At 46.8% G+C, this 24677-nt stretch carries 25 protein-coding genes; 8 read left to right on the top strand and 17 right to left on the bottom strand.

Annotated elements, in window-relative coordinates:
- Window positions 1-45 precede the first annotated feature (45 nt).
- Window positions 46-495, top strand: coding sequence for a PhaM family polyhydroxyalkanoate granule multifunctional regulatory protein (locus ACIQZ3_RS01560; protein WP_397389816.1), 450 nt, complete (start codon window positions 46-48; stop codon window positions 493-495).
- Here ACIQZ3_RS01560 and ACIQZ3_RS01555 read toward each other — a convergent pair.
- On the bottom strand, window positions 407-1492 hold the full coding sequence (locus ACIQZ3_RS01555) for an MBL fold metallo-hydrolase (RefSeq protein ID WP_397389815.1): 1086 nt from the start codon (window positions 1490-1492) through the stop codon (window positions 407-409). The genes ACIQZ3_RS01560 and ACIQZ3_RS01555 overlap by 89 nt on opposite strands.
- Window positions 1493-1514: 22 nt before the next feature.
- Here ACIQZ3_RS01555 and ACIQZ3_RS01550 point away from each other — a divergent pair, with 22 nt between their 5' ends.
- Entirely contained in the window at window positions 1515-1691 is a 177-nt protein-coding gene (locus tag ACIQZ3_RS01550; RefSeq protein ID WP_397389814.1) for a DUF1289 domain-containing protein, read from the top strand.
- Between the two features lie 14 nt (window positions 1692-1705).
- On the opposite strand, the gene ACIQZ3_RS01545 is transcribed toward ACIQZ3_RS01550, so the two are convergent.
- Window positions 1706-2689, bottom strand: a complete 984-nt coding sequence (locus ACIQZ3_RS01545; RefSeq protein ID WP_397389813.1) for an MDR family oxidoreductase — start codon at window positions 2687-2689, stop codon at window positions 1706-1708.
- Between the two features lie 87 nt (window positions 2690-2776).
- On the opposite strand from ACIQZ3_RS01545, the gene ACIQZ3_RS01540 reads away from it, so the two are divergent.
- The 4 genes from ACIQZ3_RS01540 to ACIQZ3_RS01525 are packed head-to-tail and all read left to right on the top strand — an operon-like array spanning window position 2777 to window position 4273.
- Entirely contained in the window at window positions 2777-3079 is a 303-nt protein-coding gene (locus ACIQZ3_RS01540) for a hypothetical protein (protein WP_397389812.1), read from the top strand.
- A gap of 21 nt (window positions 3080-3100) precedes the next feature.
- The gene (locus tag ACIQZ3_RS01535; RefSeq protein ID WP_397389811.1) at window positions 3101-3589 is read left to right on the top strand and encodes a flavin reductase family protein; all 489 of its coding nucleotides are present in this window, start codon (window positions 3101-3103) and stop codon (window positions 3587-3589) included.
- 22 nt (window positions 3590-3611) lie between these two features.
- A complete protein-coding gene (locus ACIQZ3_RS01530) occupies window positions 3612-3758 on the top strand; it encodes a hypothetical protein (RefSeq protein WP_397389810.1) in 147 nt (48 codons plus the stop codon).
- A gap of 47 nt (window positions 3759-3805) precedes the next feature.
- Entirely contained in the window at window positions 3806-4273 is a 468-nt protein-coding gene (locus ACIQZ3_RS01525) for a glutathione binding-like protein (RefSeq protein WP_397389851.1), read from the top strand.
- 67 nt (window positions 4274-4340) lie between these two features.
- Here ACIQZ3_RS01525 and ACIQZ3_RS01520 read toward each other — a convergent pair whose 3' ends face one another.
- The 11 genes from ACIQZ3_RS01520 to ACIQZ3_RS01470 form a co-directional block, all read right to left on the bottom strand.
- Window positions 4341-7376 (bottom strand): efflux RND transporter permease subunit, encoded by a 3036-nt coding sequence (locus ACIQZ3_RS01520; RefSeq protein ID WP_397389809.1) that lies wholly within the window; start codon window positions 7374-7376, stop codon window positions 4341-4343.
- Window positions 7377-7383: 7 nt separating this feature from the next.
- Window positions 7384-8523, bottom strand: a complete 1140-nt coding sequence (locus ACIQZ3_RS01515) for an efflux RND transporter periplasmic adaptor subunit (protein WP_397389850.1) — start codon at window positions 8521-8523, stop codon at window positions 7384-7386.
- A 169-nt stretch (window positions 8524-8692) separates the two neighbouring features.
- Window positions 8693-10228: an efflux transporter outer membrane subunit gene (locus ACIQZ3_RS01510; protein WP_397389808.1), complete on the bottom strand. Its 1536-nt coding sequence runs from the start codon at window positions 10226-10228 to the stop codon at window positions 8693-8695.
- Between the two features lie 144 nt (window positions 10229-10372).
- A complete protein-coding gene (locus tag ACIQZ3_RS01505) occupies window positions 10373-11236 on the bottom strand; it encodes a pirin family protein (RefSeq protein WP_397389807.1) in 864 nt (287 codons plus the stop codon).
- 31 nt (window positions 11237-11267) lie between these two features.
- Window positions 11268-11825 carry a flavodoxin family protein gene (locus tag ACIQZ3_RS01500; RefSeq protein WP_397389806.1) on the bottom strand — a complete coding sequence of 186 codons (558 nt, stop codon included), beginning with the start codon at window positions 11823-11825 and terminating at the stop codon, window positions 11268-11270.
- Between the two features lie 2 nt (window positions 11826-11827).
- On the bottom strand, window positions 11828-12250 hold the full coding sequence (locus ACIQZ3_RS01495; protein WP_397389805.1) for a MarR family winged helix-turn-helix transcriptional regulator: 423 nt from the start codon (window positions 12248-12250) through the stop codon (window positions 11828-11830).
- Window positions 12251-12398: 148 nt separating this feature from the next.
- Complete coding sequence (gene glmS / locus ACIQZ3_RS01490; protein WP_397389804.1) at window positions 12399-14231, bottom strand: glutamine--fructose-6-phosphate transaminase (isomerizing); 1833 nt, start codon at window positions 14229-14231, stop codon at window positions 12399-12401.
- On the bottom strand, window positions 14231-15691 hold the full coding sequence (gene glmU / locus ACIQZ3_RS01485) for a bifunctional UDP-N-acetylglucosamine diphosphorylase/glucosamine-1-phosphate N-acetyltransferase GlmU (protein ID WP_397389803.1): 1461 nt from the start codon (window positions 15689-15691) through the stop codon (window positions 14231-14233). The genes glmS and glmU overlap by 1 nt, the downstream gene beginning before the upstream one ends.
- Window positions 15688-16596, bottom strand: a complete 909-nt coding sequence (gene ttcA / locus ACIQZ3_RS01480; RefSeq protein WP_397389802.1) for a tRNA 2-thiocytidine(32) synthetase TtcA — start codon at window positions 16594-16596, stop codon at window positions 15688-15690. The genes glmU and ttcA overlap by 4 nt, the downstream gene beginning before the upstream one ends.
- Window positions 16597-16621: 25 nt before the next feature.
- The gene (locus tag ACIQZ3_RS01475) at window positions 16622-17017 is read right to left on the bottom strand and encodes a dihydroneopterin aldolase (protein ID WP_397389801.1); all 396 of its coding nucleotides are present in this window, start codon (window positions 17015-17017) and stop codon (window positions 16622-16624) included.
- A 45-nt stretch (window positions 17018-17062) separates the two neighbouring features.
- Window positions 17063-17884: an SDR family oxidoreductase gene (locus ACIQZ3_RS01470; RefSeq protein WP_397389800.1), complete on the bottom strand. Its 822-nt coding sequence runs from the start codon at window positions 17882-17884 to the stop codon at window positions 17063-17065.
- Between the two features lie 85 nt (window positions 17885-17969).
- Between ACIQZ3_RS01470 and ACIQZ3_RS01465 the strand changes: the two genes are divergently transcribed.
- Window positions 17970-19097 carry a class I SAM-dependent methyltransferase gene (locus ACIQZ3_RS01465; protein WP_397389799.1) on the top strand — a complete coding sequence of 376 codons (1128 nt, stop codon included), beginning with the start codon at window positions 17970-17972 and terminating at the stop codon, window positions 19095-19097.
- 4 nt (window positions 19098-19101) lie between these two features.
- Here ACIQZ3_RS01465 and ACIQZ3_RS01460 read toward each other — a convergent pair whose 3' ends face one another.
- The 3 genes from ACIQZ3_RS01460 to ACIQZ3_RS01450 are packed head-to-tail and all read right to left on the bottom strand — an operon-like array spanning window position 19102 to window position 23094.
- Window positions 19102-20241, bottom strand: a complete 1140-nt coding sequence (locus tag ACIQZ3_RS01460; protein ID WP_397389798.1) for a polynucleotide adenylyltransferase — start codon at window positions 20239-20241, stop codon at window positions 19102-19104.
- 4 nt (window positions 20242-20245) lie between these two features.
- The gene (locus ACIQZ3_RS01455) at window positions 20246-21154 is read right to left on the bottom strand and encodes a complex I NDUFA9 subunit family protein (protein ID WP_397389797.1); all 909 of its coding nucleotides are present in this window, start codon (window positions 21152-21154) and stop codon (window positions 20246-20248) included.
- Between the two features lie 23 nt (window positions 21155-21177).
- Window positions 21178-23094 (bottom strand): transglycosylase SLT domain-containing protein, encoded by a 1917-nt coding sequence (locus ACIQZ3_RS01450; protein ID WP_397389849.1) that lies wholly within the window; start codon window positions 23092-23094, stop codon window positions 21178-21180.
- Window positions 23095-23182: 88 nt separating this feature from the next.
- Between ACIQZ3_RS01450 and ACIQZ3_RS01445 the strand changes: the two genes are divergently transcribed.
- Window positions 23183-23815 (top strand): 5-formyltetrahydrofolate cyclo-ligase, encoded by a 633-nt coding sequence (locus tag ACIQZ3_RS01445; RefSeq protein ID WP_397389796.1) that lies wholly within the window; start codon window positions 23183-23185, stop codon window positions 23813-23815.
- Here ACIQZ3_RS01445 and metF read toward each other — a convergent pair.
- A complete protein-coding gene (metF, locus tag ACIQZ3_RS01440; RefSeq protein WP_397389795.1) occupies window positions 23805-24635 on the bottom strand; it encodes a methylenetetrahydrofolate reductase [NAD(P)H] in 831 nt (276 codons plus the stop codon). The genes ACIQZ3_RS01445 and metF overlap by 11 nt on opposite strands.
- Window positions 24636-24677: the final 42 nt, after the last annotated feature.

Raw genomic sequence — 24677 nt, 5'->3', positions numbered from 1 at the left:
TTGTATTGGCAATAAGCCACTTTTATCTGACCAGGAGCACACCCTATGTTTGGCACTATCCCTGAATTCAATCAAAGCCTTGAAATGATGAAAACCATGTGGGGCCAGGGGGCAGGCGGGTCGACGCCAGGGCAATTTCCCTTCACTACAGATGCCTCTAAGGCCACAGGGGGGTTTGGCTCAGCATTTCCAGGGCTAGATACCGATGAACTAGAAAAGCGCATCAAGGACCTGAAAAGCGTGGAAAACTGGCTCAACCTCAATCTGAACATCCTAAAATCAACGATTCAGGGCTTAGAAGTGCAGCACGCCACCATGATGGCGCTTAAATCGTTTGGGGATGCCGTTTCAGCAACCGCTGCTGCGGCCACTGGCGGATCCGCTGAAGAGTCCGGAACGAAGGCTTCTAAACCACGCAAAACCGCAACACGCCGTCGTCGCAAAGCTGGCGACTCAACTTACCTCGACGAAGTAGGTAATTCAGATGAGCAATAGCCTCGCCCATGGCAAATGTCATTTGGTGAATATCTAATTCACGCTTAAATAAAACCGGCACTATCTCACGAGCAGTTGCCGGTTTTTCACATGCTCCAAGAGTTTCTGCCAAGCGCTCATCGTGATGCGCTTTCAACTGATCAATCCGCGGCTTCATTCCAGTAAAGGGCTTGCCATGCGATGGCAGCACTAGTGTGTCATCGGGTAGCGGGAGATATCGATCTAAAGAGCTCAGATATAAACCTAAAGGATCAGCATCTGGATCAGCATCGTAGACGCTGACATTAGTAGAGATGCGCGGCAACAACATATCTCCAGAAATTAATACGCCGAGATCTTTACAAAAGAGTGAAGCATGTTCCGGTGCATGACCAAATCCCATGATCACTTGCCACTCATGTCCACCAATCAAAATCATTTCACTATCGATGATGCGACGATATTGCCGTGGCACACCCGGAACCATATTGCTGTAGTAATTTGATCGCGCACGAATTTTTTCTAAATCCTCTGGAGCAATGAGTCCATGCTTTTGAAAGTGATCTGCTGAACCACCGCCACCAGCACGTGCACCAACCGCAGCGCCACCCTCTTTGTGACTCAGCCATTGCGCAGTTAAATAGTCCGTCATAGAAATCCAGAGCGGTGCATTCCATTTTTCGCAAAGCCATTGCGAGAGCCCCACATGGTCTGGATGCATATGGGTCACGATCACCCTGAGCACCGGCATGCCTTCTAGCTGAGTAGCAAAGATCTGATCCCAGGCTACTTTCGTCTCTTCGTTGGCAATGCCACAATCCACAATCATCCAACCTTGAATACCTTCAAACTCATCACGCAGCAGCCACAGGTTGATGTGGTCTAAGGCAAACGGTAGGCGCATCCGCAACCAACGAACACCAGGCGCGACCTCCATCGAGCTACCCACTTCCGGCAAAGAATCAGCTAAGGGATAATGAATAGAACTAAGATCGCTGGATTGGTTTTTAGTATTCATCTATTTCTATTCTAGGTTTGCTTTGACAACAGTTCCATCACCTTGCATTAACTGGTGCGACATCAACCCTGAAAATGGTTTTTGCCATGGCTGCTATCGCACGCTATCGGAGATTGCAAACTGGTCTGAACTTTCTAACTTTGACAAGCTTGAGGTCTTGGAAAAACTAGAAACACGTAAACCTCAAGCACCACAGTAAGTATTGCTAATTGTTTATTTATTGACATCCACAATCAAGCGGCCGCGCACATTGCCTGCCATCAGCTCTGCTGCATATTTAATGGAATCTTCCAAGCTAATTTCGCGAGAGATTTCCTCTAAAGTTTTGAGATCAACCAATTTAGTCAATTGTTCATAAGCAGCAATACGTTTTGCTTTTGGTACTGTGACGCTATTGATGCCATACAAAGTCACACCACGCAAAATGAATGGCGCAACACTTGACGGAAAATCCATGCCCTGAGCAAGACCACAGGCGGCAACCGCACCATCGCTCTTAGTTTGAGCACAGGCATTTGCCAATGTATGACTGCCAACGCTATCGACTACCGCTGCCCAACGCTCTTTTGCTAAAGGCTTGCCAGGAGCTGACAGTACGGCACGATCAATCACTTCACTCGCGCCCAATTTCTTTAAGTAATCAGCCTCAGACATACGCCCAGTACTGGCAACAACTGTAAATCCTAATTTACTTAGAAGAGTAATTGCGAAGCTACCAACGCCACCCGCAGCACCAGTCACTAAAACCTCGCCATCACTAGGCTTAAGGCCATGCTTTTGTAAAGCCATCACACACAGCATTGCGGTGTAGCCAGCAGTGCCAATGGCTAGAGCCTGCTTAGCAGTAAATCCTTTTGGCAAGGGAATAAGCCAGTCCGACTTCACGCGTGCTTGCTGAGCCAGTCCGCCCCAATGGCCTTCACCAACACCCCAACCATTGAGTAGCACCATGTCGCCGGCCTTAAATTCTGGGCTCGCGCTCTCTAAGACTTCCCCTGCAAAATCAATGCCAGGCACCATGGGAAAGCTACGAACCACCGGACCCTTGCCAGTAATGGCCAGGCCATCTTTGTAATTCAGCGTGGAATAGAGCACCTTAACCCTAACATCGCCCTCCGGAAGGCTTGCCTCATCGACCTGAGCAATCTCAGCGCGGTAGCCTTGATCATCCTTATTTACCAAAATAGCCTTGAACATATCCCCTCCTTTTTAAAGCGCTGCATTCCCCACAGCAAATACGTAATAGGTTTATCCTAACGAGCATTGCTGATTATGGAGGTTTCCATGAAAAAAATTCTACTATTAACTACGATTTCTGGCTTAGGACTGATTGGCTGCTCATCGAGCCAAATTAACATGTCCATGGGCAATATGCGCCTCATTACCTCCAGCGCAGCACCTCAAGACGTGATGGACTTTGCCAACACGACTTGTAAGAATGATTTCTACCAAGGCGCAAGCTTCCTCTCTAAGGCAGGCAAGGAATATCGCTTTAAATGCGCTAAAGCCGAAGAGAATGAAATCCTGACCCCAATTCCAGGCACGACCACCCCTACTGATGCGACTGCTCCAGCCGCAGCGACGTAAAACACTCAATAAGTTCACAAGATGACCCCATTTACCTCCCAAGAGCTCCGCAAAGGCTTTTCTTCCTTTGCAACTGGGGTCACAGTCATTACCTGCTTAGATGCTGACCAGAATGCTCACGGCATCACCATCAGCTCATTCAATACTGTTTCATTGGAGCCACCACTCATTTTGTGGAGTCTGAAAAAGCATTCACGCTTAATGCCCAATTTTGAAGTCGGTCACAAACAGTTAATTCATGTGCTTGAGCGCTCACAAGAAGCAATGGCAATGCACTTTGCCACCGTGAAAGAAAATCAATTTGTAAGCATCCCCCATAAACTGGCAGCTAGTGGGCTGACCCAAATCGAGGGATGTTGTGCCTACTTTGAGTGTGAAACTGTTTCTGTTCATACTGGTGGTGATCACAACATCATCGTTGCTAAGGTTCTCAACCTTAAGCACACCCCAGAAAGTCACCCGCTCATATTTGCACACAGCAAATTTATGGGCTTAGATTCATCAACTTAAAAATACCAAAATAGGAATTCTCATGATTCGCCTATGGGGAAGAAAAAGTTCCATTAATGTGCAAAAGGTGTTGTGGTGCCTTGCAGAGCTGGGGCTGAAAGAGGGTAAAGATTTTGAGCGCATTGATGCTGGCCTTCACTTTGGCAAAATCGCACCCCTGAATTTCTAGCGCTCAACCCCAATGGCTTGGTCCCGACTCTACAAGACGATGATCTTGTGCTCTGGGAATCCAACACCATTTTGCGATATCTGGTTCGTCAGTGCGATAAGTCGAAGCGCTTTCCAACGGACATCACTAGTCAGTACCAATCTGAGAAGTGGATGGATTGGCAACTCGGTACGATGTGGCCAAGTTTGCGCATTGCCTTTATGGGATTAACTCGGACGCCAGAAAGTGAAAGAAACTACGCAGGCATTTACAAGGCATATCAAGATACCAATGCTTTGCTCGCCCTGCTTGATCAACAGTTATCCAGCAAGCACTATTGCTCAGGAGACTCTTTCAATATTGGGGATATTCCGTTGGCACTCTGTGTAAGCAGATGGATTCTATTAAATGAAACCTTCCCAGAGCAAACGGGACCACGCCTTTCTTTGCAAAATATCGAAGCATGGATGCAGCGCATAGAAGCAGAAACACAGTACAGCATTATTGCAGAAAAAGAACTTAACATTGTGAAGTAAGTCAGAGGCTCCAATAGAAAAGGGTGAACTCAGTTCACCCTTTTTCTTTAGTTGCTCGCGGAATAAATTACTGTTGCTTAAATTTCTTCTGATGGTGATCTGCACCAATAAACAAGTACATCGCTGGCACTACAAAGAGCGTAAACAGCGTGCCGATCGACAAACCAGTAAAGATCACGATACCCATTGATTGACGGCCAGCAGCACCGGCTCCAGAGGCAATCACTAGCGGCACTACACCTAAGACCATCGCTGCAGTAGTCATCAAGATCGGACGCAAACGTACGCTACTGGCTTCTACGATGGCATCCAACTTACTACGGCCAGCTTCTTGTAATTCATTCGCAAATTCCACAATCAAGATTCCGTGCTTACTAATTAAGCCCATCAAAGTGACTAGTCCTACCTGGGTGTACACATTCAAAGTTGTAAATCCAAGGTTAATAAAGATGAGCGCTCCAAACAAGGCGAGTGGCACTGACACCAAAATCACGATCGGATCGCGGAAGCTTTCAAACTGTGCGGCCAAGACCAAGAACACGATCAAGATCGCAAAGAACATCGTCACCAAGAAACCGCCAGACTCCGCCATGAACTGGCGGGATGGACCAGCGTAATCCATGGTGTAACCATTGGGCGCGACTTCTTTTAAGCTTTGACGCATGAACTCGAGCAAATCTGCTTGAGAAATAAATGGCGTACTCACACCGGAGATCGTCGCAGAGTTCAGTTGCTGAAAATGATTAATGGATTGAGGAACTACTTTTTGCTTAATCGTCGCAATCGTGCGCGCCTGAATCATTTGTCCACTAGGTGTACGGATGTAGTAATCCAAGATCTGATCTGGATTTAAGCGATCTACTTGCTTTACTTGTGGGATAACGCGGTAAGAACGACCAGCTACAGAGAAGTAATTGACGTAGCCGCCGCCCAAAGCAGCGGATAGCGCGCTACCCACCTGTTGCTGAGTCATACCTAGTGCCGCTACTTTTTCACGATCAATTTCTAAAACGTCTTGTGGCTTATCAATCTTCAAATCGGAATCTACGAAGAAGAAATTGCCACTACGACGGGCCTTATCTAAAACCGCCTGAGATACTTCATTGAGCTGCTCGTAAGACTCGGTAGTGTTGATTACCACTTGAACCGGCAAGCCCTGAGCGCCAGGCAAAGCTGGAAACTGGAAGGCCGCTACGCGAGCGCCTGCGATCGTATTCCACTTACTTTGCATATCTTCTTGGAACTTCGTGGCATTACGACTGCGTTGATCCCAATCCTTGAGCAAGACACCGCCAAAGCTACTGGTTGGACTGGTGATCTGGAACATCTGCTCATATTCAGGCTCTGCTGCTGATATTTGATAAATCTGATCAGCATAGGTTTGCATCTGATTGACTGTACTGTTAGGTGGGCCTGAAGCCTGCATCAACACAATGCCCTGATCTTCTGTTGGCGCTAATTCAGCACGCGCTGTGGCGTAAAGATAAGCAACTCCACCCAACAAAATCACGCCCATCACAATGATGACCTGCCAAGTACTCAAGAGTTCACGCAAAGTAGTTTGGTAGCTGTGGTGCACCTTTTCAAAAATGCGATCGATCTTTTGCACAAACGGGGAGGCTTCTTGCTCTTCAGTAAAGATGCGTGAGCACATCATGGGAGAAAGCGTTAACGCAATCAATCCCGATACTGCGACTGCACTAGCCAAAGTAAAGGCAAACTCGGTAAAGAGTGCTCCCGTTAAACCACCCTGAAAGCCAATCGGGATATAGACCGCAATCAACACAATTGTCATTGCCAAAATTGGGCCGCCCAACTCACGTGCAGCAATTAAGGAAGCTTCTAATGGCGACTTGCCTTCCTTCATATGACGGTCAACGTTCTCAACCACAATAATGGCATCGTCCACTACCAAGCCAATTGCAAGCACTAGAGCTAGCAGCGTCAGTAAGTTAATGGAGTAACCCAATACTTGCATTAAAAAGAATGTGCCAATCAAAGAGAGTGGCATCGCAATCACAGGAACTGCAACTGCACGCGCACTTCCTAGGAACAAGTAAATCACCACCGTCACAATCAATAGCGCTTCTAGTAAGGTAGCCACCACTTCATCAATCGAAGTAGTAATGAACTTAGTGGAGTCGTACACCACTTTGCCTGACATGCCGGTTGGCAACTGCTTCTGAATATCTGGTACTGCAGCACGAACACGTTCAGCTACATCAAGCAAGTTCGCCTGAGGCGCGACCTTAATAGCAATAAATACTGAGCGCTTGCCACTAAATGCGACATTCGTGTTGTAGTCCTCGGAGCCCATGCTCACGCTCGCCACTTGATCCAAATAGACAATATTGATGCCATCTTTTTTGACAACCAATTTTCGGAACTCATCGAGCGTATGCAGATCTGTACCAGCTACTAAGTCCACAGCAACCATGTCACCTTTAGTGCTACCCACTGCTGATAGGTAGTTATTGGCGGCCATCGCGCTATAGACATCATCGGCACCTACGCCAAGGCCGGCCATCTTCTCGCGGTCGAGCCAAGCGCGCAGTGCAAATTTTCTGCCGCCAGTGATTTCAGCATTTTGAACGCCGTCTACAGCATCCAGCTTTGGTTTAACCACGCGCAATAGGTAATCAGTAATCGCATTATTCGGAATGTCATCGCTATAAAAGCCCATGTACATCGCCGCAGTGGACTGACCAATCTGTACGGTCAATACAGGCTGCTGGGCTTGTGGTGGCAGTTGATTCTTAACCGAACTAATCTGCGTCTGAATCTGCGTAAGCGCTGCATTGGAATCGTAATTGAGCTTAAGAGTGGCGGTAATCGTCGAGAGTCCACTCACACTCATTGATGACAAATAGTCGATACCTTGAGACTGAGCAATTGCCGTCTCTAATGGTTGTGTAATAAATCCAGCAATCGTCTCAGGATCGGCACCATAATAGGCCGTTGTAATCGTCACAATTGCATTTTGGGTTTGTGGATATTGATTGACCGGCAACGATCCAACCGCCTTCAAACCAAAGACCAAGACCAGTGCGCTCACTACCAGTGAGAGCACTGGTCTACGAATAAATATGTCAGTCCAATTCATCTAGGACTTATTCCTGTGGCTGTGGGTTTGGGGAATTCGATGGCAACACTTTGTTATTCACAATCAGCGGTGTACCGTTCTTCAACTTGAGCTGACCACTAGTGACTACCGTCGCACCCTCTTCAACACCCTTGAGAATCGCCACTTGGTCGCCACGTGTTGGTCCTGTAGTCACAAAGACTTGTTGGGCCTCAAGCGCAGGCTTGCCCTGCTTATCCTTCTTGCCAGTTGGCTTGGCAATAAAGATTGTCGAGCCATAAGGGTTATAAGTCACAGCTGTTTGGGGCAAAGTCAGAAGCTTCACCTCATCACCCAGCTTGATATTCACATTCGCAAACATGCCCGGTAAAATCTTCTTATCTGGATTGGCTAGTTGGGCTTCAATCTGAATATTGCGCGTATTGGTATCTACCTTCGGGCTAACTGCAGTGATCTTGCCTCTGAAACTCGCATCCTTAAATGCATCAGTCGTCACCACAATTTCTTGACCAACTTGGATCTGTTCAGCATTGCTTTGGGGGAGATTGAAATCCACAAAAATAGGGTCTAAGGTTTGTAGGGTAAGCAACTTATCGCCTGGATTAACAAACTGACCAGGATTGATCATCACTATGCCCACACGGCCGCTAAAGGGGGCCTTCAAATTCTTCTTAGCAACTAAAGCGGTTTGCTGCTCTACCTGAGCTTGCTTGGACTTTGCGTCTGCTTTGCTTGTGTCAAATACATTCTTACTAATCGCCTGAATCGCCAACTGCTGTTTATCACGCTCATTAATAACTTTAGCCAAATCTGCCTGAGCTTTCAACGAATTAAATTGGGCAACATCAGATGCATCATTTAACTTAATCAGCAACTCGCCTTCTTTAACATCCATGCCAGACTTAATAGGTACCGTTTGGACTAGGCCACCGATTTCAGTGCTGAGATCTACACCTCTAAATGCACGAACATTACCAACGCTAGAAAGCTTAGGTTGCCATGCAGTCGTTTCCACCACCATCGTAGAAACTGTTGCCGGCGGTAAACCCATGCCAGCAATGAAATGCTTGATCATGAATGTCTTGAGTTGATTGAATCCAAAGATCAAACCTAATAGCAAAAATACGCCGCCCAACATAATGGTCATGCGTCGACCCAAAGGAGTCATGGCCTGCAGCTTGGCATTAGCCTTACTGCGCAAGAAGCGTTCGCGCAAACGCGCCCACACACCTTTTGCTTTTTCCCAAAGTGCAATTAGCCTCTCGCGAAGTTTCCACTCAACCGCTTTAGCAAGCATCCAAGCCCACAAGGCAACTGCTGCTGCAGTCACTTTGGTTTTAATTGTTTCCAGAAGTTTCATTTTGATCTTTGTTCGCTATGGCTTTTGGTTGAAAGGCTGGGCCGGTACGATTCCACCAGCCGCCGCCTAGTGCTGCAAATAATGCTGCTGTGTCAGAGAATCGAGTTGCTTGTGCAGAAATCGATTTGACTTTAGCAATTTGATATTGATTTTGATAATAGAGAACGGCCAAGTAACTTGCTGTGCCTAACTTATATTGCTGCTGCACCAACTCTAGAGTTTCATAGGCGTAACGCTCTGCATCTGATGCAGACTTCAATGCTTGAGCACCAGTTTCTAAAGCACGCAAGGAATCTGCAACCTCTTGAAATGCCTTAAGCACGGTAGCTTGATATTGATAAACCGCTTGTTCGTAATTAGCAATCGCCCCACGACGCTGAGCTAGTAACTGACCACCCTGAAATAGTGGCTGGAAGATGCCGCCAGCAATAGACCATAGAGTAGCGTTCGGTCCAAACAAAGCTGCACTAGTGAGAGCCGCAGAACCAATCGCGCCCGTAATATTAAATTGTGGCAATAAATTAGCGGTGGCTACACCTACTAAAGCATTCGTTGCTTTTAACTGCGCTTCTGCTGCACGCACATCCGGGCGTTGACGCACAAGGCTTGACGGCACAGATAGTGGCAACTTCTCTGGTAAATGCAAAGCCTTTAAATCGAACTGGGTGATATTGGCGTTGCTAGGTAACTCGCCTACTAGTACTGCCAACTGGCTACGCGCAAAAGCCAGATTACGCTCATAGGTAAATAAATCTACCTGAGAGTTGGAAACCAAAGTTCTTTGTGAAGTTACGTCCACCCTAGAAACAGTGCCAATGATTAATTGCTTTTCGGTAACTTCGGCTAAATTGGTTTGCGCCTTCAGAATTTCTTCGGTGGCTTGCATTTGTGCGCGCAGAGCTGCTTCACGCACTGCACTGGTCACAATATTGGCCGTTAAAGAAAGGTATGCACCCTCCAACTGAAACTGAGCAATCTCTGCTTGCGCTCTCGCACCCTCAACTGCACGGCGCGCGCCACCGAAAACATCAAGCTTATAGGTGACATTTACAGAAGCGTTATAGAGGTTGTAGGTATCGGAGCCATAAGGCAAGCCATAAATAGAGGAAGGTTGAAGCTGACGAGCTACGCCGCCATTTAAACCAATAGCCGGGAAATACTGACCACCAATTTGTGCGCTGACGTTTTCTTGGCTAGCGCGCAGGGCCGCATCAGCTGCGCCTAAATTTGGGTTTTGTTGCAAGGCTTTTTTAATTAATAAATCTAGCTCTGGAGACTTAAACAACTCCCACCACTGAGCCTCAATATCTGCACCCTCAACAAACTCTTGATCGGTACCACCAGGCACACCTGGAGCAGTAGCTAATTTTTTGGAGAGCGCAGTCTCAGTGTAAGTAGAGGTATTGGGAGCATCCGGCTGCTTAAAGTCTGGGCCCACTGCACATGCAGAGAGAAGCCCCGCAGAAAGTAGCGAGAGCAATCGCAAACTAGAGAAATCTTTAGAGCCGAGCATGAACTGTGACAAATATTTTTTTCTACAGCAGTCATTTGAACATACTTTTCCAATCCAGTCTGTGTAACACCTTGATTTGACTAATGAATTTTGTACACAGCTAAGCACAGAAGTCAAACGAATTTTTTATAACCAGCCAAATTTTTAATGGGCAATTTTTCCAAAGCTTCCGCTATTGAAATCCTGCATTGCCTGAGCAATCTCTTCTTTGGTATTCATGACAAATGGGCCATAACCCACAATAGGCTCATTAATCGGTTCGCCACTTAGCAGCAAGGCAATCGAGTCTTCCAGAACATTCACTTGAATATCTTGGCCTTGATTACTAAACATCAGCATCTGGGCATCTTTGGCGACCACGCCCTCACCAGCCTCAACGGCACCCTTCAGCACAACCAGGGAAGTATTCCAGCCCTCAGGCACGAGAATACTTGTTGAACCTTTCTTCAACTTCAGGTCAATCACATTAAGTGGAGTAAAGGTATTGGCTGGCCCTTTATGACCATCAAACTCGCCAGCAATGATGCGCGCTTGTCCTGCACCATTCCTCAGATCAATCGCAGGAATCTGTTTATCCAGAATGGCTTGATAGCCCGGCTTAGTCATTTTGAGCGTTGCCGGCAAATTCACCCACAACTGCACCATATTCAGAGTTCCGCCATTTTTGGCAAATCCTTCAGAATGAAACTCTTCATGCAAGATGCCAGAGCCAGCAGTCATCCACTGCACATCGCCAGGACCAATCATACCGCCCTGACCTGTGGAATCCTTATGAGCGACTTCACCCTCGTAAACAATGGTGACTGTTTCAAAACCGCGATGAGGGTGTGAGCCCACGCCTTTACGCTCAGTTGTTGGGGGAAACTCTGCTGAACCTGCATAGTCCAGCATCAAGAATGGGCTCATTTGCTTTCCCAGGTCTTGGTAGAAGAACAAGGTGCGCACAGGAAAACCGTCGCCCACCCAGTGGCCTCGATCATTGCCTTGTAAACCAATGAGTTTTTTCATGATTCCCCCAATTTCTTTCAGATCAGAATAATTACTTGGCTTTTAGCTCGTCAGCAATCTTGGCAATACGCTCACCATAGAGACGTGCTGTTTCTAAATCTCCAGCATTTACCTCGTCAGCACCTGCATCTGAAGGTGTCTGCATCATCGCGCCAGCAGAAGAGCCAACATAGTTGACATCATCACGCTTCGCAGCTTTGGAATTCGAAGGCATCAAACCAGTGCCAACCCAAATACCTGAATGCTGCATTGCTAGAGTGATGAAGTAATGCAAGGTGGAATGCTTGTCACCGTTCATCGTGGCAGAGTTGGTAAAGCCACCAAATACTTTATCTTTCCACCGTTGTGAAAACCATTGCTTAGAACTCGCATCAGCGAACTTCTTAAACTGCCAGCTTACTGTGCCCATATAGGTTGGCGAACCAAATACGATGGCATCAGCAGTGTTGAGGACGTCCCACTGAGCATCGGTGAGATTGCCTTCAGCATCAATTGCTACTAAGGTGGCATTCGCCCCTTTAGCAAGAGCTTCAGCTTGCTTAACAGTGTGGCCATAACCACTATGAAATACAACGGCTACTTTAGTCATGATTATTTCCTTTGAAAAATTAATTTAACTTCTTTTAAAACTGTCACTGCTTGTTCAATTTCTTTTTTACTTAACTTCCCGAAAGCCTTTCCTAGATATTCGACATGCTCTGGAAAAACCTTCTTAAATAGTTTGTCGCCACTTTTAGATAAACCAATCTTGTAGCTACGTCCATCATCGACATTCAAAAACTTTTCAATCAGACCCTTAGCTTCTAGACGCTCGAGGACTCCCGTCATGGTGCCTTTGGAAACAAGCGTTTTGTCTCCCAATTCCTTGCAAGTCATCGGGGACTGATTGCCCAGGGTCGCGACAATATCGAACTGAGTGGTTGTTAAGCCCATCTCCTTAATATGCGCTCCAGAGTGGGCCTCAAAGGCTTGATATGCCTGAACCAATTCCTTTACAAGCGATAGGTGATTCATGAAATTACCTCAATTTAGTCTGTATGCGTACTATTTTAGTACTAGTTCGTACTAATTGCAAGACCCCACAAAACTCAAGGGATTAACCAGCTGCATGGCTTCCGCCTAGATCAAATAGGAATTTTGGAGTGCATGCACCCCAGAGGAATTACTCCACCGTAACACTCTTTGCGAGGTTGCGCGGCTTATCAACATCAGTACCCAGGGCGCAAGCCGTGTGATACGCCAGGAGCTGCAAAGGAACTACGTGCAGGATTGGGGAGAGCTTGCCGTAGTGCTCAGGCAAACGAATCACATTGATGCCTTCACTACTAGTGATTTCAGTATCTTGGTCTGCAAAGACATAAAGCTTGCCGCCGCGGGCTTTGACTTCCTGCATATTGGACTTGAGCTTCTCCAATAGATCGTCATTAGGAGCCACAGTCACTACTGGCATCTTCTCAGTAACAAGTGCGAGCGGTCCATGCTTTAACTCACCTGCTGGGTAAGCTTCAGCATGAATATACGAAATCTCTTTTAACTTGAGGGCGCCTTCAAGGGCAATTGGGTAATGCATGCCACGACCCAAGAACAAAGCATTTTCACATTTAGCAAATGCAGCACTCCAAGCCATGATCTGTGGCTCAAGCGCTAATACTGCGTGCAAAGCTTTTGGCAAATGGCGCAAATCACGCAAGAGCTCTTTTTCTTGTTCAGGACTTACCTTGCCTGCGCGCTTAGCCAATGAAACAGCTAGCAGATAGAGAGCAACTAATTGAGTAGTAAAGGCTTTAGTAGAAGCTACGCCAATCTCGGTACCGGCCTTGGTCAAGAAATTCCAATGGGTTTCACGAACCATGGCGCTACTTGCAACGTTACAAATTGCTAGCGTGTATTGATGCCCCAAAGCCTGGGCATGACGCAAAGCTGCCAGAGTATCTGCTGTCTCACCGGACTGCGATACCACCACAATTAATGTATTTGGGTTGGGAACGGTGGTGCGATAACGGTATTCACTCGCAATCTCCACTTGCGTCGAAATACCAGCCAAATCTTCTAACCAGTATTTAGCAACACAGGCAGAGTAGTAACTCGTGCCGCAAGCCAAGATCAAAATTTGATCAAACTTTTTCCATTGCTCAGGATCAGCATTAAAGAGCTCTGGACCAAAGCTAGCGATATTCGCAAGCGTGTCGCCAATTGCTCCTGGCTGCTCAAAAATCTCTTTTTGCATGTAGTGCTGATAAGGGCCCAGATCTACTGAGTCAGCTTGCGCAGGCATAGCCTTGCGCTCTCTTTGTACAGATTTACCAGTCTGATCAAGGATCTCAATGCCCTCAGCATTCAGAATGGCGACATCACCCTCTTCGAGATATATCATCGAATGAGCGCGCCCAGCCAAAGCCAGCGCATCAGAAGCAAGAAAGTTTTCATTCTCGCCGAGCGCAACAACTAAAGGCGATCCAACGCGCGCACCGACTAAAACATCCGGACGATCTTGTGCAATCACACCAATTGCATAGGCACCATGTAAGCGCGGTAACACTGATCGAACAGAAGCCACTAAATCTACTTGCTTATTAGCCACATATGCTTGATGAATTAAATGCGCAATCACTTCGGTATCAGTTTCAGATGCAAAAACATATCCAGCAGATTTCAGCTCGGTACGTAGAGATTCGTAGTTCTCAATAATGCCGTTGTGAACTACAGCGATTAATCCACCGGAGATATGGGGGTGGGCATTTTGTGTGTCCGGTTTACCGTGCGTTGCCCAACGGGTATGCGCAATACCTAAAGTGCCATGAAAATCCTTACCCTGCTCTGCCAACTCAGAAACGCGAGCGGTAGTGCGAGCACGCTCAATGGGATGCTTGGCATCATCACCATTAATTACGGCAAAACCACAGGAATCATAGCCGCGGTACTCAAGGCGACGCAGGCCTTCGATCAACACTTCAACAATATTCTTACGCGATGCTGCGCCAACGATTCCGCACATTATTTTTTAGCCTTCACGGATTTTTTTGTAGCCACTTTATTTGTCACTACTTTCTTTTCCTTCTTTACTGGGCGTTGCCACTGTAAAGAGATTTGCTTAGCGCGCGACATGGTAAGTTGATTAGGAGGCGCATCTTTAGTCAGGGTTGTGCCCGCACCCAATGTAGCACCACGGCCAACGCGCACTGGGGCAACCAACTGCGTATCTGAACCAATGAAGACGTCGTCCTCAATGATGGTTTGGTGTTTATTGACACCGTCGTAGTTACAGGTAATCGTACCTGCGCCGATATTTACCCTTGATCCAACGATCGAATCGCCCACGTAAGCTAAGTGATTAGCTTTGCTATTGGAGGCAATCTTACTGTTCTTCACTTCTACAAAGTTGCCAATATGTACATCATTTGCCAAGTCTGCACCGGGACGCAAACGAGCATAAGGCCCGATCAGTGAACCAGCGCCAACTTTTGCACCGTCAATATGGCTATATGGGTGAATCGTGACATTCTTACCAATCACGCTATTGCGAATAATGCAGTACGGGCCCACTTTTGTGCCGGCAGCTAAAGTTACGCAACCTTCAAATACGCAACCCACATCAATAAAGACGTCGGTACCGCACTCTAGTGTTCCACGAATATCGATGCGCACTGGATCAGCTAAAGAAACGCCCGCATCCATCAAGACATTCGCCTGGTTAAGTTGATGTACTCGCTCTAATGTAGCTAACTGATCACGACTGTTAACGCCAACAGTCTCAAATTCAGCATCGGCTTGTGCAGTACGAATGGGTACGCCATCTTTAACTGCCATCGCAATGACATCGGTTAAATAGTATTCACCCTGAGCATTACTGGCTCGCAAAGACTTCAACCACTTCTTCAATGAGTTGGTTGGCAGAACCATAATTCCGGTATTAATTTCTTGAATACGTTTTTGCTCGGGCGATGCATCTTTTTCTTCAACAATCGCCTTTACCGAACCATCAATATCGCGCACGATACGACCATAGCCAGTTGGATTACTGAGGTTTTGAGTCAGGAGTGCTAAAGCAGAATCTTGACCACGCACACCATCAGCCAATTTCGCCAACTTAGAAAGCGTCTTTTTACCTGTAAGCGGTACGTCGCCATAGAGAACCAAAGTAGGCTCATTCACATCCAACTTAGGCAAGGCTTGCAATAAAGCGTGGCCCGTTCCTTTTTGCTCAGCCTGTAGGGCTGTACCTACCTTGCTGAAGCGAGAATCTTGCTCGCTGGCAATTTCAAGAAATTCTTTAACATCGGCTGCGCCATGACCAACAACAACGATAGGGCTAGTTTTAGCGCCTTTACCTTGCAGGTCTAAGGCTGTTTTGAGAACGTGCTGGAGAAGGGGTTTCCCTGCCAAGGTTTGGAGAACCTTGGGTAATGCGGACTTCATCCGCTTTCCCTGCCCAGCAGCCAAAATAACGATGTTCATAAAGAGGGATTATAAGTCCCCTGAATCAGCGTTCCACAGGCTATTTCATCGATCTCCGTCTCGTCAATCGCCTTATCTCCAGCCGATCTGGCGGCAATACCCGACAGTTCCGTAGAAATCTCTAGATTCTTAAAATCAAAGGCCTCACCATCCATTAAATGGGATGGCACGATATGGTGCATTGAGCGAAAGAGGTTCTCAACGCGCCCCGGGTGCTTTTTCTCCCAATCACGCAACATCTCCTTCATAGCGCCACGCTGCAAATTGGGCTGACTGCCACAGAGATTGCACGGAATAATTGGGAAGTTCATATCTACCGCGTAACGTTCCAATAACTTTTCAGGAACATATGCGAGTGGACGAATCACAATATGCTTACCGTCATCAGATCGCAGCTTTGGCGGCATGCCTTTGAGCTTGCCCGCAAAGAACATATTCAGCATCAATGTTTCTAAGATGTCATCACGGTGATGACCTAAAGCAATCTTGGTAGCACCCAACTCATCTGCAACACGATACAAAATGCCTCGACGCAATCGAGAGCAAAGGCCACAAGTTGTTTTTCCTTCTGGAATTACACGCTTGACAATGCTATACGTATCCTGGTTTTCAATATGGTACTGAACACCCAAAGCTTTTAAGTAGTTCGGCAAAATCGCTGCTGGGAATCCTGGCTGCTTTTGATCCAAATTGACGGCAGTAATTTCAAAATCAATTGGGGCACGCTCGCGCAACTTCAAGAGAATATCGAGCATGGCATAACTATCTTTACCGCCTGACAGACAAACCATCACTTTGTCACCATCTTCAATCATGCCAAAGTCCCCAATCGCTTGGCCAACTAAACGGCAGAGCTTTTTCTCAAGCTTGTTTTCTTCGAAGACGACTTTACGGATATCACTCATGGCAACTAAATTTTCTGGCTTTTCTTTAAACTTGCTTCATCCGAAATACTTCAACGCCAACGGAGTGACAATCTGGATAGACATCAGGCTTAGCCGTACTAACACGAGCCGCAATGACCTTCGGATGCAAGAGCATCGCGGCCACGATGTCATCGCAGAAGGTTTCCTGTAAATGAATATGGCCGTGGGAAGACCGCGCCTTAATGGTTTCACGCATGAAGTCGTAATCCACAACCTCTTCCAATAAATCTTTTGTGGGGCTGTTCATGTCGAGTGGAATATATAAGTCGACATTCAAAATAACGCGCTGCTCAGCCTTCTTCTCAAAATCATGTACACCAATATTGATATAGATTTCATAGTCACGAAGAAATAAGCGGCGGCAATCAGCTAAAGCAGGATGAGAAAGAATGGCATGCATAAATTTGTATTAACTCTTTTCAAATTTTGATTCTGTATTGAATTCTTAACTTGTCTTAAACATCACATCGCGTGATGATGGCAAAAGATGTTGTCCACCATCTACATATAAGGTGGTGCCGGTGATTGCACTTGAGCCTGCCAAGAATACTGCTGCTTTTGCAATATCGCTTGGTGTTGATGACTTACCTAATGGCGTCATCTGATGGGCCTTGGTAAAACCGGATTCGGTTTGATCACCCGAAGTCAGCGTAATGCCGGGAGCCAAACCAATCACTCGTAAGTGCGGAGCAAAATCCACAGCTAGCACCTCAACTGAGGTGAGCAGCGCAGCCTTAGATAATGTGTAAGACAAATAATCGGGATTGAGATTAATCAATTTTTGATCAAGTAGCTGAATCACCGAGGGGATTGATGGATCGCTCTCACTTGCTTTCTTTGTCTGACTCTTTTGATATTCAAACATCAACTGAGATAGTAAAATAGGCGCAGCTAAATTAACTTGCATGTGTTCTTGCAAACTTTTACTGCTGAGCGGGGCATCTGAATTAGCGCGGTCATATTCAAAGATTGAAGCGCTATTCACGAGACACTCGAGGCTTTGAAATTCAGCAACAACTGCGGCAAACAAAGAATGAATTTCTGCTTCGCTAGCGAGGTCAACATTAAATGCCACGGCCTTACGCCCTAAGCTTTGAATTTCCGCAACGGTAGTCTGGGCATCAGACGCAGACTGGCCATAGTGAACCGCAATATCCCAGCCCTGACGAGCAAATTCCAAGGCAATTTCTCGACCAAGACGCTTGGCAGCGCCCGTCACTAAAACTGCTTTATTTTGCTGAGGTTGTGGGTTTGAACTCAAGTTCACTTAAATTCTCTTAGACTAGCGAGCTATGGATATTACCTTGACCAGCCTTGAAACGGCTCATAACGAGCTTCTTAGCCAAAAAATAATGGCTGAAATCGCCTCTAATGGCGGCTGGATGGCCTTTTCAAGGTATATGGAAATGGCTTTATATGAGCCAGGCATGGGTTATTACAGCGCTGGAGCCCATAAATTAGGTGCTGGCGGTGATTTCACGACAGCCCCAGAGCTCTCCCCCCTATTTGGCGCCGCTATTGTAGAAACCCTTTTACCGATTCTGGAGGGCCTTCAAGCCCAAGGACTCCCTACCCAAATTCTGGAGTTTGGCGCCGGCACTGGGAAGCTTGCCGAATCCATTCTCACTCGATTGCATGATCTGGGCCTCTCCCTCGATCGCTACGACATCATCGAGATCTCGCCAGACCTAGCTCAAAGACAAGATGAGCGCCTCAAGCAACTTGCCGAGAAACTAGCCTTGTCTACTCAATGCAATTGGTTAAGTTCTTTACCTAGCAACTTCAAGGGCATCATTCTGGCCAATGAGGTAATTGATGCCATCCCCTGTGACGCCATCATTTTTCATAATGGCTTTTGGCATCAACAAGGCGTCGCTGTAATTGATGGCAAGCTTACTTGGTCAACAGGACAACCCGTTGAGCAGTCACTGCTTCCAGAGGCTTTGCTCACGGGAAACTTTTCTGAAGGCTACGTTACTGAATTACATGCGCCCGCAAATGCTTGGGTGCGCCAAGTAGCCAAGCATCTTGATACCGGACTCTTCCTTACTTTTGATTACGGATTTCCTGAGAGCGAGTATTACCATGCACAACGCCTAGAAGGCACACTCATGGCGCACCATCGCCATCATGCTATTCAAGATTCCTTTCACCTTCCGGGACTGTGTGATTTAACAACGCATGTGGAATGGTCACAGATTGCACGCAGCGCACTTGAGGAAGAGGTGGATGATGTCTATCTCAGCAATCAGGCGTCTTATTTACTTGATGCCGGCATTGGCGATATTGCGCTAGAGATTGGCGACCCTAGCAACCCAGAAACTTTCTTGCCGATTTCGAACTCGTTGCAAAAACTATTGTCTGAAGCGGAGATGGGAGAACTCTTCAAAGTCTTTACATTCTCAAAGAAACTATCTGCAATAATGCCAGACCATGTCTTAGAAGATCTACCTGGTCTTCGAGGCAGAAATAGGCTGTAAGCTATTAAATACTTATGGCTACAGTAATAGCTAAGAGTCTCGCGGCATCTACTGCACTACGAATTCTTTCACCATTAGATCGCTGCTCCGCTGGAATGCCTTCAATAATTTCTGCCGTATTGAGCGATTGCGCATTTTGCATTGCCGAAATTAAAGCGCTGACATTCAAGCCAATCCGCTTTGCCAAATCCAACAAAGTATTTCCACGATCAGGCTTACGCCAAACGTCTGCACGATTAAACCAGGCCAATATATCTGCAGGCTGATAGCTAGTACCTATATCGTTAACTGATTTTTCGATGAGCACATTGAGCTCACTAAATATTTCACTAAAATCACGCACCTCGTTTGGCATCTTGACGCACTCCGCCCATGAACGAATTTCACTAGCAGGCAAATACATGAGCGTGACAGCGCAACGATTTTCCAAGCGCCTATCTGCTGCGTGCAAATGGGCAATGAGCCGTTCGCGGAATTCTTCTTTAGCCAAATAGGATGTCAGCGTTGGCGGTAGCAATACCTTGGCTGCATCAGTATCCAGCAGAACTTGGAACATTCGCATTGGCTTATCAGCAGTGAATCCTCTAGCTAGCTCTTGCCAGATTCTCTCAGCCGAAAGTGCTGATAATTCATTCGATTGAACAATGGCCTGCAAAGCATCCATTGTTTCTGGCGCAACCATGAATTCTGGAAAGCGCGCTGCAAAACGCGCGATACGCAATAGACGCAAAGGGTCTTCAGCAAACGCATCGGACACATGACGAAATACTTTCGCTGCTAAATCCTGCTGACCGTTGTACGGATCCAAAATAGGCCCAACCCATTTGTCATCAGCGTCCACCTCTTGTGCCATTGCGTTGATAGTTAGATCACGACGCTCTAAGTCTTGCTCTAACGTGACTGTAGGGTCGGCATAGAACATAAACCCTTTATAGCCCTTGCCAGTTTTACGCTCAGTTCGAGCCAAGGCGTATTCAGCCTGAGTATCTGGATGCAAGAACACTGGAAAATCCTTGCCCACTGGACGATAGCCCTGAGCAATCATTTCTTCTACGCTAGAGCCCACCACCACATAATCAATGTCATGTACCGGCAAACCCATGAGGGTATCCCGAATGGCGCCGCCAACAGCGTAGATCTTCATGAGCTTATTGCATGCCTTCTAGAGTGCGGCGGCTAATGCCAAATACTGTAGTCAAGGCATCTACTCCATTGAGAGGCAAGATGTTTGGCGCCTTCATAGAGGCAATATTGTCACGCGACATTAAGGTGGGAACGGGCAGGTATTCAAAAGCCAAAGCCTGAAGGTAGCCAACGAAGGCGGGCACGGGAATAATCACGCAACGGGTATGTGCCTTGCGCGCAGCAAACTCCACAATCTCTTTCATGGTGTAAACAGTAGGGCCAGCCAAGTCATACTCCTGATGAATAGTCGACGGCATTTTCAGGGCCATCGTAAAAGCGGAAGCTACATCATCCACGCTTACCGGCTGAAACTGCGCTTTCGAATTTGCTAAAGGCATCGCCGGGAATAACTTAGTCAGCTTTGCAAACAAATTAATAAATTGATCTTGAGCACCAAAAATTACCGAAGGCCTAAAAATAGCCCAATCTAAGTTGCTAGCTTTTACTACTGCTGCGCCATCACCCTTGCTGCGCTGGTACATCGATGGGCCATTAGAATCTGCACCCAAGGCGCTCATATGTAAAAAGCGTTTTAGGCCATGCAACTGCATAGCGGTAATGATATTTTTTGGGAGTCCTACATGGGCCGCCTGAAATACTTTCCCATATGGCTCTGCAGGCTTGTCATGAAGCACGCCTACCAAATTAATGACAGCACCATTTGGTTTGATGCGCGAGCAAAGCTCTTGCAATGAATCAAACTCATGCACATCAGCTTCTTCTAAATGTACCTTCGGGAGCATGCGTAATTCACGCGCAGCTGCTAAGTGTCTAGTGGGCAGCAAAACTGAATAGCCCGCTGCTTGCAACTGGGCAGCTAAGACTCTACCTACAAAACCGTTGCCGCCAATTAGCAGAATGTCATATTTCATAAAACTCCAATGTAGTTGAAATACTAAGGTAGCTCAGATGCGTTTGCTGCCTTAGGAGTAATTACTCCTAAACGTTGTTTTAAAGACTGTGTCTGTCCATGTATCACCGATGAATAATACGTTGCATTGGCCAAAACGTTTTTGACATAGGTTCGCGTCTCATTAAACGGAATGGTTTCAGCAAAGATTGCACCCTCGGTTGGGCTAGTCAGTTTTTCTCGCCAAGATTTAGAGCGTGATGGGCCAGCGTTATAAGCCGCAGATGCCAGAACCCAAGAACCATCTAAGTCCGCTAAAACCATATTTAAATAATTACTGCCCAACGTGAGATTGGTGTTGGTATCGCCAAGCTTGTCATTGGTATAGGAGGTCATTCCAATTTTCTTGGCTACATACTTTGCTGTATTGGGCATCACCTGCATCAAGCCTGAAGCACCAACCGACGAAGAGGCGTTGATGATGAAGCGTGATTCTTGGCGAATCAATCCATAAGTCCAAGCTAAATTCAAATCAATTTGTTTGGCAATCGGAGATAGCTCATCGCGATACGGTGTTGGGTAGCGCAAGCTAAAGTCATGCTCTTGCTTGGTACGATCCGCTGTATTCACTACGCGGTCATACAAGCCGATGCGCTTGGCGTATTCAGCCGCTGCGAGCAATTGCTTATCACTCATATTGCGTAACTCCCAATTCCAGTCACGATTGCCTTCAAAGCGCAAATTCATGGCATAGAAGCGTTCACCTCGAATAAAGCCCTTACGTTGAGACATAGCATCAATTTCGGCATCGCTAACTTTGGTGCGTGCGGGCGCATGATTCGATTTACCCAGATCTTCGCGTGCAAGCTGTCCATAAAAGCTGTACTGGTCAGCAACAAGCTCAAGATTCTCGCGGGCTTTTTCATTTTGGCCTTCTGCTTTTAATGCGCGCGCATACCAATAAGTCCAAGCGGGATCTTTGCTGCGCACCGCAGGGTTCATGCCTTCAATTGCGTTCTTCACCAGCGTCCAATCCTTAGCACGTAAACCTGCACGCACTTTCCACTCCTGACTTTCAGTAGACAGGAGTTCGTTGTAGCCCAGCTCCTGTTGAAGGCGATACGCATCATCCGCATTGGGATCTAATTTTTTTGCGAGGAATTGACCAATCACACCCCAAGCTACCGCCTGATTCTCTTTGCTATAGCGAGATGCATTTTGTGAAAAATCTTTAAACGCTTTTGCAGGATCTGCTTTGGCAGATTTAACAATCTCCGCAATAGGATCTTCGCCACCCAAGCGTCGTGACATCGTGTCAAAACCCATCTCGCTAGCAGCGCGACCAATCGCTTTTGCTTCGCTCGGCGTCATACCACCAGCGCCAACCAAAATAGGCACTAACTCTTGGCAGGCCTGACCAAAATAACGTGGGTCCAATAATATTGCGCGTGCATCAAGCCCTACTTTTGTTGGGTTCTCACCTTGAACCAACTTGGATTGCAAGGAATAACATTTCACTTGAGTGTCATCATCCAAAACAAACTTGGAATATTCAGCGTCAAAGCGAGACCAATCTTTACGCTTACCCAGAACGAGTAACCAATCATTGCGCATCCGATCGGCTAATGCAGTGCCTTGATATTGATTTAGAAAAGCCTGTACCTGAGAGTCTGCATTGCTATCAGACCGAGCGCCACCAGCATTGTCAAATAGTTGGGGCTTGATGCGGAAATAGGCTACGTAGTCTTCATACGGGTAATTAGAGAGACTGGCGGCCAAGGTTTGTGCGCGAGCCACATCATTTCTTTTGGCGGCCTCACGTAATTCAATAAAAGTACGATCGCCTTCGGTAATTTCAAAGGCGGAGACTCTGCTTTCTTTGGTGGGGGCAGCTTTCTTAGCTTTTTCTGCAGAAATGCTAGGCACAGCAACTGTCAGAGCCAGAAATAAAATTCCACCCACTGTTTTTTGCCAGCCACTAAAAATATCAAACCTCTTTTTCACCGTATTGCCTTATCGATTTACTATATCTCTTAATTTTCGCCTGATAATGGCTGATATGCACGGCAATTCTCCAAAATCGCTACGGCAGGACTTACTGGCCCAAAGGAAACAGTTTGCGGCTAGCGCAAGCTATCCAATGACACAAGAAGCTATTTCGGCTAACCTAATCAGTTTTCTGGGCGCCCATGACGCTCAAGTTCAATCTATTGCCCTGTATTGCCCAATTCAAGATGAGCTTGATCTGCGGCCCGCTTTATTAGCTTGGGCTGAGAGTAGTACAGGCAAAACACTATCCCTTCCTTTTGCACGCCCTGATAAACATTTGGATTTTTATGCCTGGCAAGAAGGTGATCTGCTGATTCCAAGTCGCCACGGCGTGCCAGAGCCAGACCCTAATAATCCCCGTAGACCTCAAGTCACTCCAGACTGCATCTTGATTCCCTGTGTAGGCTGGTCAGAATCCAGGGCAGGCGATAAAACACATTATTGGCGGCTTGGGTATGGGGGCGGTTACTTTGACCGCACCTTGGCTCAATTACGTAAAGCCAAGCCAAACCTACTATGTGTAGGTATAGGCTTTGATTGGCATAAATTAGATGATTCTCAATGGCAAGCTCAAACACATGATGAGCCTTTAGATGCCGTGCTGACTGAGTCAGGCTTATTCATTACTTATTGAGACTGAGGTTATCTGCAATCGCCAAAACAGCATCCGCCTGATTGAGCGAATAGAAATGTAGTCCAGGTGCACCAGCCACTAAAAGCTGATCACACAGATCAGTTACTACCCCTTCACCAAAAGCACGAATCGAGGCTGTGTCATCACCATAAGACTGCAAGCGCAAACGAATCCAACGCGGGATCTCCGCACCACAAGCATCAGAAAAGCGCAGCAGCTGAGTGCTATTGGTAATCGGCATAATTCCAGCGATCACCGGCTGAGTAACGCCCAAGTCATAGGCCTCATCAACAAAACGGAAGTACGCATCGCTGTTATAGAAATACTGAGTCACCGCTGAATTGGCTCCAGCCTTCATCTTCTGCACAAAGAAATCCACATCCGTTGCTGGCGACTTGGCCTGAGGATGACTCTCTGGATATGCGGCTACATCAATGTGAAACCAGTCACCAGTTTCTGCACGAATAAATTCGACTAATTCATTGGCGTGATGGAACTCACCATACTGGCCCATGCCAGATGGTAAGTCGCCACGTAAAGCTACGATACGTTTAACACCTAAGGCTTGGTATTGCTTCAACATTTCGCGCACGCTTTCACGTGAGCTACCAACACAAGATAAGTGCGGAGCAACTGCTGCACCTGCAGCGTGAATATCGCTCACTACTTTTAATGTGCCAGATTGTGTAGAGCCACCAGCACCAAAAGTCACAGAATAAAAAGCGGGCTTGAGCGTTTCACTAAAACGCTCGCGCACGAGATGCAGCTTACTCTCACCTTCAGGTGTTTTTGGAGGGAAGAATTCAACGCTTAATTCCATGATCTTGGGCCTGTATCTCTATTTCTCTGTTGAACAATATCT

This window comes from Polynucleobacter sp. (assembly GCF_044342855.1).
In the GTDB taxonomy this organism is placed as follows: Bacteria; Pseudomonadota; Gammaproteobacteria; order Burkholderiales; family Burkholderiaceae; genus Polynucleobacter.
Note: the sequence above shows the minus strand (reverse complement) of the source record. Positions and strands in the feature narration are given on the sequence as shown.

Bases quoted from the DNA above. Each gene is read 5' to 3' on its own strand.
- ACIQZ3_RS01560 (WP_397389816.1), top strand. From the start codon at position 46: ATGTTTGGCACTATCCCTGAATTCAATCAAAGCCTTGAAATGATGAAA.
- ACIQZ3_RS01555 (WP_397389815.1), bottom strand. From the start codon at position 1,492: ATGAATACTAAAAACCAATCCAGCGATCTTAGTTCTATTCATTATCCC.
- ACIQZ3_RS01545 (WP_397389813.1), bottom strand. From the start codon at position 2,689: ATGTTCAAGGCTATTTTGGTAAATAAGGATGATCAAGGCTACCGCGCT.
- ACIQZ3_RS01540 (WP_397389812.1), top strand. From the start codon at position 2,777: ATGAAAAAAATTCTACTATTAACTACGATTTCTGGCTTAGGACTGATT.
- ACIQZ3_RS01535 (WP_397389811.1), top strand. From the start codon at position 3,101: ATGACCCCATTTACCTCCCAAGAGCTCCGCAAAGGCTTTTCTTCCTTT.
- ACIQZ3_RS01530 (WP_397389810.1), top strand. From the start codon at position 3,612: ATGATTCGCCTATGGGGAAGAAAAAGTTCCATTAATGTGCAAAAGGTG.
- ACIQZ3_RS01520 (WP_397389809.1), bottom strand. From the start codon at position 7,376: ATGAATTGGACTGACATATTTATTCGTAGACCAGTGCTCTCACTGGTA.
- ACIQZ3_RS01515 (WP_397389850.1), bottom strand. From the start codon at position 8,523: ATGACTCCTTTGGGTCGACGCATGACCATTATGTTGGGCGGCGTATTT.
- ACIQZ3_RS01510 (WP_397389808.1), bottom strand. From the start codon at position 10,228: ATGCTCGGCTCTAAAGATTTCTCTAGTTTGCGATTGCTCTCGCTACTT.
- ACIQZ3_RS01505 (WP_397389807.1), bottom strand. From the start codon at position 11,236: ATGAAAAAACTCATTGGTTTACAAGGCAATGATCGAGGCCACTGGGTG.
- ACIQZ3_RS01500 (WP_397389806.1), bottom strand. From the start codon at position 11,825: ATGACTAAAGTAGCCGTTGTATTTCATAGTGGTTATGGCCACACTGTT.
- ACIQZ3_RS01495 (WP_397389805.1), bottom strand. From the start codon at position 12,250: ATGAATCACCTATCGCTTGTAAAGGAATTGGTTCAGGCATATCAAGCC.
- glmS (WP_397389804.1), bottom strand. From the start codon at position 14,231: ATGTGCGGAATCGTTGGCGCAGCATCGCGTAAGAATATTGTTGAAGTG.
- glmU (WP_397389803.1), bottom strand. From the start codon at position 15,691: ATGAACATCGTTATTTTGGCTGCTGGGCAGGGAAAGCGGATGAAGTCC.
- ttcA (WP_397389802.1), bottom strand. From the start codon at position 16,596: ATGAGTGATATCCGTAAAGTCGTCTTCGAAGAAAACAAGCTTGAGAAA.
- ACIQZ3_RS01475 (WP_397389801.1), bottom strand. From the start codon at position 17,017: ATGCATGCCATTCTTTCTCATCCTGCTTTAGCTGATTGCCGCCGCTTA.
- ACIQZ3_RS01465 (WP_397389799.1), top strand. From the start codon at position 17,970: ATGGCTGAAATCGCCTCTAATGGCGGCTGGATGGCCTTTTCAAGGTAT.
- ACIQZ3_RS01460 (WP_397389798.1), bottom strand. From the start codon at position 20,241: ATGAAGATCTACGCTGTTGGCGGCGCCATTCGGGATACCCTCATGGGT.
- ACIQZ3_RS01455 (WP_397389797.1), bottom strand. From the start codon at position 21,154: ATGAAATATGACATTCTGCTAATTGGCGGCAACGGTTTTGTAGGTAGA.
- ACIQZ3_RS01445 (WP_397389796.1), top strand. From the start codon at position 23,183: ATGGCTGATATGCACGGCAATTCTCCAAAATCGCTACGGCAGGACTTA.
- metF (WP_397389795.1), bottom strand. From the start codon at position 24,635: ATGGAATTAAGCGTTGAATTCTTCCCTCCAAAAACACCTGAAGGTGAG.